Here is a 7,842-nt window from a genome sequence, read left to right as displayed (position 1 = left end):
CCGGTCGGCCGCCGCCGGGGCCGCGCCACCCGCCAGCGCCGGTCCTGCTGGGCGGCCCGGCGCGCGACGGCGCACCCGACCCACATGCCGAGGTTTTTCTGGGTAGCTGGGTCGCCAGCTGGGCCGCGCTCAGCACGCCCGGTGAGGTGCAGGAAGCGGCTCGCCAGCAGCTGGTGCAGGACCTGCTGGATGTGGCGCGGCGCCTGCGCGCGCCGGCCCTGGAAGGCGTGACCCTGGTGCTGGCACAGGCCCTGGCCGCTGGCGCCCCCGAGGCCGCCCTGGCTCCGCTGGAGGCGGCGGTGGCACGCGAGGTGGCCAGTGCCCTGGCCGCGCTCACGGCCCGGCCGGCAAGCCCGGCCGCTTCGGCCTAGGCTCCACGCCCTCAGGCTGCGGCCGGCGCCTCCGGATAGCCGGCTTCGGCCAGGGCGGCGGCCAGCTGCTCGCGACCCAGGCTGGAGGCCTGCACCTCCAGGCGGCGCCCCGGGCGGTCAAAGCTCAGCAGGGCGCCGGGGTCGACCTCGCTCACAGCGCTGGTGATGGCGGCCACACAGTGACCGCAGCTCATATCGGGCAGATGGAACTGGTAATTCGCGGGGCTGCTGCTCATCTCGTGTCTCCAGATCTGTGATGGAACAATGGGGCCAGCTTAATCCTTGCCACGATGGCAAGGTCAAGCGCCGGCTCGCCGAGCCCGATCTGGCTCGGAGGGCTTGAGCTTGACACCATGGCAAGGTCCAGACTGCGCACATGAACAACGCACCCCCTCCTCTGCAGCTCCCGATCTCCGGCATGACTTGCGCCTCCTGCGTCAAGCGGGTGGAGAAGGCCTTGCGCCAGGTCCCCGGCGTCGACGAGGCCACGGTCAATCTGGCCACCGAGACCGCCACGGTCCACACCCTGGGCGCGGCGCCGCTGCAAGCGCTGCACGCCGCGGTCGAGAAAGCCGGCTTCAGCCTGCGCGAGAAGTCGCTGAGCCTGCAGATCATCGGCATGAGCTGCGCCTCCTGCGTCGGCCGGGTCGAACGCGCCTTGCTCAAGGTGCCGGGCGTGCTCGCGGCCGGTGTCAACCTCGCCAGCGAGACCGCCACACTGCGACTGCTGGAGGGCGTGGATCTGCAGACCCTGATCGCCGCCGTCGCCAAGGCCGGCTACGAAGCCCGCGTGAGTGCCGACAGCGAGGCCCCCGCGCCCACGCCCTGGCAGCACAGCGGCTGGCCGGTGCTGATGGCCACGCTGCTGTCGGCGCCGCTGGTCTTGCCCATGCTGGGTCTGCTGGTGGGCATCGAATGGATGCTGCCGGGCTGGTGGCAGCTGGCACTGAGTGCGCCGGTGCAGTTCTGGCTGGGCGCGCGCTTTTACAAGGCCGGCTGGGCCGCGCTGCGCAGCGGCAGCGGCAATATGGACCTGCTGGTCGCCCTGGGCACCAGCGCGGCCTTCGGCCTGAGCGTCTACCAGCTGCTGCGCCATGGCGAGCATGCCGGGCATGCGCTGTACTTCGAGTCCGCCGCCGTGGTGATCACCCTGGTGCTGCTGGGCAAATGGCTGGAGGCCCGCGCCAAGCGCCAGACCACCGAGGCGATCCGCGCGCTCAAGGCGCTGCGGCCGGACGTCGCCCGGGTGCGCCGCAAGGGCCAGGAGCAGGAGCTGCCGCTGGCGCAGCTGGTCCGCGGCGACGAGGTGATCGTGCGACCGGGCGAACGCATTCCCGTGGACGGTACGGTGCTGCAAGGCGCGAGCCAGGTGGATGAATCGCTGATCACCGGCGAGAGCCTGCCCGTGGCCAAGCATGAGGGGGACAGCGTCGTCGGCGGCGCGGTCAACGGCGAAGGCCTGCTGCTGCTGAAGGCCACGGCGCTGGGCGCGGAATCGACGCTGTCGCGCATCGTGCGCCTGGTCGAGTCGGCCCAGGCGGCCAAGGCGCCGATCCAGCGCCTAGTGGACCAGGTCAGCGCGGTCTTCGTGCCGGTGGTGGTGGGCATCGCCCTGCTCACGCTGCTGGGCTGGGGGCTCTACAACGGCGACTGGGAACATGCGCTGCTGAACGCGGTGGCGGTGCTGGTGATCGCCTGCCCCTGCGCCCTGGGTCTGGCCACACCCACCGCCATCAGGGCCGGCACCGGCGTGGCAGCGCGCCATGGCCTGCTGATCAAGGATGCCGAGGCCTTGGAACTGGCCGCCCGGCTCGATGTCGTCGCCTTCGACAAGACCGGCACGCTGACGGTGGGCAAGCCCGAGCTGGTGCTGCTGCAGGCGGCTGCGGGTGAAGATGAAGCGCTGCAGCTGGCGCTGGCCGCTGCGCTGCAGTCGGGCAGCGAGCATCCGCTGGCACGCGCCGTGCAGGCCGCGGCGGCGGCGCGATCACTGAGCCCACCCGCCGTGCGCGAGCTGCGCGCCGTGGCCGGCCGCGGCGTGGCCGCACAGGTGGACGGCACCGAGCTGCGCCTGGGCAGCAGCCGCTTCATGGCCGAGCTGGGCGTGGAGCTTGGCGCGCTGCAGCAGCAGGCCCTGACCCTGCAGAACCAGGGCCGCACCGTGTCCTGGCTGGCCAGCCTGGGCCCCACGCCACGCGTGCTGGCCCTGCTGGCCTTTGGCGACACGCTCAAGCCCAGCGCCGCCGAAGCCATCCACGCGCTCAGCCGCCTGGGCGTGAAGAGCGTGATGCTCAGCGGTGACAACCGCGGCGCGGCCGAAGCCATAGGCCGCGAGCTGGGCATCGACGAGCTGCGCGCCGAGATCCTGCCCGAGGACAAGGCGCGCATCGTCGGCGAGCTCAAGGCCGGCGGCACGCGGCGCGTGGCCATGGTGGGCGACGGCATCAACGACGCGCCCGCCCTGGCCGCGGCCGATGTCGGCATGGCCATGTCCACCGGCACCGATGTGGCCATGCATGCGGCCGGCATCACGCTGATGCGCGGCGACCCGGCCCTGGTGGCCCAGGCCATCTCGCTGTCGCGCCGCACGCTCGCCAAGATCCGCCAGAACCTGTTCTGGGCCTTCGCCTACAACGTGGTGGGCATCCCCCTGGCGGCGCTGGGCTATCTCAACCCCGTGATCGCCGGCGCCGCGATGGCCTTCTCCAGCGTCTCGGTGGTCGGCAACGCGCTCCTTCTGAAACGCTGGAAGCCATGACCCACCCCCTACGCGCTACGCGCGCCCCCTCAAGGGGGCACGCCCGCAGGCCCGGCAGAGCCGGATCCTCGGGCGTCGCTCGGTTCCGCTCCAGCGGCCGCCACGAAAGGCGAAAAGATGAAGGCTGAAGAGGTCATGCTCACCATCGGCGAAGCCTCCGCACGCTCGGGCGTGTCGGCCAAGATGCTGCGCCACTACGAGTCCCTGGGCCTGCTGCCGCGGGTGGCACGCACCGAGGCCGGCTACCGGCTCTACGGCGAGCGCGAGGTCCACACCCTGCGCTTCATACGCCGGGCGCGCGATCTGGGGTTCTCAATTGCCGAGATCACCGAGCTGCTCAAGCTCTGGCAAAACCGTCGCCGCGCCAGCAGCGAGGTCAAGCGCATTGCCCGCGCGCACATCGCCGACCTGGACCGCCGCCTGGCCGAGATGCAGGCCATGAAGCGCAGCCTGGAGGTCCTGACCAGCTGCTGCCATGGCGACGAGCGACCGGACTGCCCCATCCTGGAGCAGCTCGCGGGCGAGGGCCCAAAAGCAAACCCGGCCAAAGCCGGCTTGCGGGACTGAGTCGGGCGCTGCAGCGGGCGCCGGCCGCGACGCAAGCGAAGTCGCGCAGGCCCCCGTTTCAGGCATGATCGCCCCAACCCAGCCGCCAAAGCGCCCGCCATGACCGCCACGATTGAAAGACTCAGCGCCCACCGCGGCGAGGTGGGCGGCCTGCCCATCGCCCGCGCCCTTCCCGTGCCGCAGCGCCGCGCCATCGGCGCCTGGTGCTTTCTGGACCATGCTGGTCCCGCCCGCAGCGCAAAGGGCCAGGGCATGCGCGTGGCGCCGCATCCCCACACCGGCCTGCAGACCTTCAGCTGGATGATGGAGGGCGCGGTGCTGCACCGCGACAGCCTGGGCACGGTGCAATTGCTGCAGCCCGGCCAGGTGAACCTGATGACAGCCGGCCGCGGCATCTGTCACTCCGAGGAGGCGCAGACGCCCGAGATGCACCTGGCCCAGCTCTGGATAGCCCTGCCCAACAGCCGCCGCCACGACCCGGCCGCTTTCGAGCATCACCCGGTGCTGCCGCGCCTCGAGCGCGGCGGCTTTGCCTGCACCCTGCTGGTGGGCGAGCTGGAGGGGCTGCGCTCGCCCTGCACCGTCCACTCCCCCCTGATGGGGCTGGACCTGCTGAGCGAGGTTGAAGACACGGCCGAGATCCGCCTGGAACTGCGCCCGAGCTTTGAGTACGGCCTGATGGTCACCGAGGGCGAGGTCTTGCTGGAACCCGAGGGCGGTCCGGCCGAGGCCCTGCAGCCCGGCGGCCTGCTCTATCTGGCGCCCGGCGCCAGCACGGCCGCGCTGCGCGCCCGGGGCCGCGCCCGCGCCCTGCTGCTGGGCGGCGAACCGCTGGCGGACGAAGAGAAACCCCTGCTGTGGTGGAACTTTGTGGGCCGCAGCTCGGAAGAAATCCATCAGTACGCCGCCGACTGGAATGCCGGCGCCGGCCACTTCGGTGTGGTGCAGGGCTTCGAGGGCGAGCGCCTGCTGGCCCCGCCCGTGCCCCCACTGCGCGCGCCGCGCTGAGCGGGCGGCCGGGCTCGGCCGGCCCCGTCCGGGCCTCAGGCCGCGAAGCGCCCCGCCTGGAAGTCGCGCACCGCCTGCACCAGCTCGGCCTCGCTCTTCATCACGAAGGGGCCTTACGGGGCGATGGGCTCGCCCAGGGGCTGGCCGGCGATCAGGATCACGCGGGTGGGCTCGTCGCCCGCCTGCAGGCGCACGCCGTCGCTGCCCGTCTGGTTGGCGAAGATGGCCATGCGCTGCTGGGGCACGGTGCAGCCGCTCTCGAAGCGCAGGGCGCCGCGGTACACATAGACGAAAGCGTTGTGCGCCTCCGGCAGGGCCTGCTCGAAGCGGGCGCCGGCCGGCAGATGGATGTCCAGATAGAGCGGCTCGGTGTGCTCGCGCTGCACCGCGCCGGCCACGCCATGGCTTTCGCCCGCGATCACGCGCACGCTCACGCCGGCCTCGGTGCGGAACTCGGGAATCTCCTGGCTCTGGATGTCGCGGTACCAGGGCTCGCACATCTTGTCGCGGGCCGGCAGATTGAGCCAGAGCTGGAAGCCTTCCATGCGGCCCTCTTCCTGCTCGGGCAGCTCGCTGTGGATCACGCCGCGGCCGGCGGTCATCCACTGCACGCCGCCATTGCCCAGCAGGCCCTCGTGGCCGGCCGAGTCGCGGTGGCGCATGCGGCCTTCCAGCATATAGGTCACGGTCTCGAAGCCGCGGTGCGGATGGTCGGGGAAGCCGGCGATGTAGTCGTCGGCCTTGTCCGAGCCAAAAGCGTCCAGCATCAGGAAGGGGTCCAGGCGGCGCTGCAGATTCTGGGTCAGCACCCGGGTCAGCTTGACCCCGGCGCCATCGCTGGTCGCCTGGCCGGCGACCAGGCGCTCCACCGCCCGGGGCTGGCTCAGGGCGCGGGCCGGGCTGTTCAGGGTGCTCGTGCTCATGGTCGTGCTTCCTTGCTTGCTTGATTACACCGCGGCGACGGTCGTGCCGGTCAGCGCCGCGATCTGCTGGCGGGCCGAGGCCATGCCGGCCTCCACGGCTTCCGGGCCCATGCCCATGCCCTCGGCATAGACGAACTCCACATCGCTCATGCCCATGAAGCCCAGCACGGTGCGCAGATAGGGCGTGATGCCGTCGGTGGACTGACCGCGGTGCATGCCGCCGCTGGCCACCACCACATAGACCTTCTTGCCCTTGACCAGACCTTCGGGGCCGGTCGCGGTGTAGCGGAAGGTGACGCCGGCGCGGGCCACGGCATCGATCCAGTTCTTGAGCTGGGTGGGCACGCCAAAGTTGATCATGGGCACCGCCATCACGATCACGTCCTGGGCCATCAGCTCGCTCACCAGGGCATCGGCGGCGGCCACACGGGCAGCCTGCTCGGGCGAGCGCTGCTCGGCCGGGGTGAAGAGCGCGCCCAGGGCGGCTTCGTCCAGGGGCGCCACCGGGTCCAGGCCCAGATCACGCACCGTCAGGGCGGCGCCGGCCTGGCGCTCGCGCAGCGCGGCGACCAGTTCGTTCGCCAGACGGGTGGACACGGAACCCTGACCGTCCTGGACACGGCGGGCGCTGGAATTCAGTTGCAGGATGTTCATGCGGGATCTCCGGTGGGGGTGTTGCTGTGATCGTCGCTCGATCACCATGAGTCACACTGTATTGACGATCAATCCAGCCCAGAAGACGGTCAAATGGATAAGATTGTTCCACCCACGGAACAATCAAAGCCTGCCATGAGCCTGGATGCCGACGATCTGCTGCTCTTTGCCCGCGTGATGGAGGCCGGCAGCTTCAGCCGCGCCGCCGAGCGCCTGCAGCTGCCCAAGTCCACGCTCTCGCGCCGGCTCTCGGCCCTGGAGTCGCGCCTGGGCGAGAAGCTGCTGCTGCGCAGCACCCGGCGCCTGAGCCCGACCGAATTCGGCGAGGGCGTGCTGGAGCATGCGCGGGCCGTGGCCGCCGAGGTGGACAGCGCCCTGGCCCTGGCCCTGCACCGCCAGCAGCGCCCCACGGGGCGACTGCGCGTATCTATGCCGCATGACATGGCCAGCACGGCCCTGCAGGGCGTGATCAGCCAGTTCGCCCTGGACTACCCCGAGGTACAGCTGGAGATCGACCTCTCGCCGCGCCGGGTGGACCTGATTGCCGAGGGCTTTGATCTGGCCCTGCGCATGGGCGAGCTGCCCGAGGACAGCCAGCTCGCCGCGCGCCGCCTGGCCCTGTTCACCAGCGGGCTTTACGCCGCCCCAGCCTATCTGGCCCGCGAGGGCGAGCCCCAGCTGCCCCTGGGACTGAGCAGCATGCATGGGCTGATGATCCTCTCGCGCATGGGCGACGCCCTGCCCTGGCAGCTGTGGCGCGGCGAGGGCGAGGCGCGCGAAACCTGGAGCGGCGCGCCCGAAAAACGCAGCCTGGTCAACTCGCCTGATCTGCTGCTGCAGCTGGCGCGCGCGGGCGTGGGCATCACGGCCGTGGCCGACCATTTCGCCCGCGAGCTGGTGGCCAGCGGCGAGCTGCAGCGCGTGCTGCCCGACTGGTGCCTGAGCCCGGTGGCCTGCTGGGCCGTCTTTCCCGAGCGCCGCCTGATGCCACTGCGCAGCCGGCTCTTCATCGAGGCCATGGCGGCCCAGCTGGCCGCCTGCCCGGGGCAGTAGCGCGCCCGGGGGTGTCAAGCCCGAGCGCTACTCGGCCCGGAAGCCCACCTCGACCACGGCCACGCGCGTCTCGGGAATCGGCGCAAAGCGCCAGCGGCCCACGGCCTCCAGCACGGCGGGGACCAGGCGCTTGTTGCTGGCGTTGACGGCTTCCGCCGCCCGCACCGAGCCATCGGGCTGCACAGTGAATCGCACCATGACCGACCCCCCGACGCGCTCCCGGAGCAGACGCACCGGAAACTCGGGCTCCACCCGCTCCAGCAGCCGCAGCGGCACCTCGTCCGCAGGCGGCTCCGGCGCACGCGCGGCCTGAGCCGCGGGTGGCGGCAGCACCGGCTGGGCACTGGGGCTGGCGGCGGCCAGCAGCTGAGGCTGAGCCTGGGGCGTGGTGCTGGGCGCCGCCGTCGCCAGGGACTCGGACGGCGCCGAAGCCTCCGGCGCCGGTCGACCTGCCGGCGCCGCACCGGCAGCCGTCGCCGCGCGCACCGCGGCGGCGCGTTGGGCCGCC

At 71.6% G+C, this 7,842-nt stretch carries 8 protein-coding genes and 1 pseudogene; 5 read left to right on the top strand and 4 right to left on the bottom strand.

The features are described 5' to 3' along the window. Window positions 1–371 (top strand): hypothetical protein (locus tag ACK5F2_RS15780; RefSeq protein WP_409866271.1); only part of this gene is annotated, 371 nt, incomplete at its 5' end. Between the two features lie 11 nt (window positions 372–382). On the opposite strand, the gene ACK5F2_RS15775 is transcribed toward ACK5F2_RS15780, so the two are convergent. Next, window positions 383–607 carry a heavy-metal-associated domain-containing protein gene (locus ACK5F2_RS15775; RefSeq protein ID WP_409866269.1) on the bottom strand — a complete coding sequence of 75 codons (225 nt, stop codon included), beginning with the start codon at window positions 605–607 and terminating at the stop codon, window positions 383–385. Between the two features lie 140 nt (window positions 608–747). On the opposite strand from ACK5F2_RS15775, the gene ACK5F2_RS15770 reads away from it, so the two are divergent. The 3 genes from ACK5F2_RS15770 (at window position 748) to ACK5F2_RS15760 (ending at window position 4,704) form a co-directional block, all read left to right on the top strand. Then, window positions 748–3,129 (top strand): heavy metal translocating P-type ATPase, encoded by a 2,382-nt coding sequence (locus ACK5F2_RS15770; RefSeq protein WP_409866266.1) that lies wholly within the window; start codon window positions 748–750, stop codon window positions 3,127–3,129. A gap of 117 nt (window positions 3,130–3,246) precedes the next feature. Further along, window positions 3,247–3,696 (top strand): Cu(I)-responsive transcriptional regulator, encoded by a 450-nt coding sequence (gene cueR, locus ACK5F2_RS15765; protein WP_409866263.1) that lies wholly within the window; start codon window positions 3,247–3,249, stop codon window positions 3,694–3,696. Window positions 3,697–3,795: 99 nt separating this feature from the next. After that, window positions 3,796–4,704: a pirin family protein gene (locus tag ACK5F2_RS15760; RefSeq protein WP_409866261.1), complete on the top strand. Its 909-nt coding sequence runs from the start codon at window positions 3,796–3,798 to the stop codon at window positions 4,702–4,704. 35 nt (window positions 4,705–4,739) lie between these two features. Here the strand turns inward: ACK5F2_RS15760 and ACK5F2_RS15755 are convergent. Further along, a pseudogene (locus ACK5F2_RS15755) lies at window positions 4,740–5,627 on the bottom strand (pirin family protein). A 24-nt stretch (window positions 5,628–5,651) separates the two neighbouring features. Further along, window positions 5,652–6,281, bottom strand: coding sequence for an FMN-dependent NADH-azoreductase (locus tag ACK5F2_RS15750; RefSeq protein ID WP_409866260.1), 630 nt, complete (start codon window positions 6,279–6,281; stop codon window positions 5,652–5,654). Between the two features lie 135 nt (window positions 6,282–6,416). On the opposite strand from ACK5F2_RS15750, the gene ACK5F2_RS15745 reads away from it, so the two are divergent. Next, window positions 6,417–7,334 carry a LysR family transcriptional regulator gene (locus tag ACK5F2_RS15745; protein ID WP_409866258.1) on the top strand — a complete coding sequence of 306 codons (918 nt, stop codon included), beginning with the start codon at window positions 6,417–6,419 and terminating at the stop codon, window positions 7,332–7,334. 27 nt (window positions 7,335–7,361) lie between these two features. On the opposite strand, the gene ACK5F2_RS15740 is transcribed toward ACK5F2_RS15745, so the two are convergent. Next, window positions 7,362–7,842 (bottom strand): TonB family protein (locus ACK5F2_RS15740; RefSeq protein ID WP_409866256.1); only part of this gene is annotated, 481 nt, incomplete at its 5' end.

The organism is Roseateles sp. (assembly GCF_046300915.1).
Lineage (GTDB): Bacteria > Pseudomonadota > Gammaproteobacteria > Burkholderiales > Burkholderiaceae_C > Kinneretia.
The sequence above is the reverse complement of the archived record's forward strand: the minus strand, read 5'-3'. Positions and strand labels throughout refer to the sequence as shown.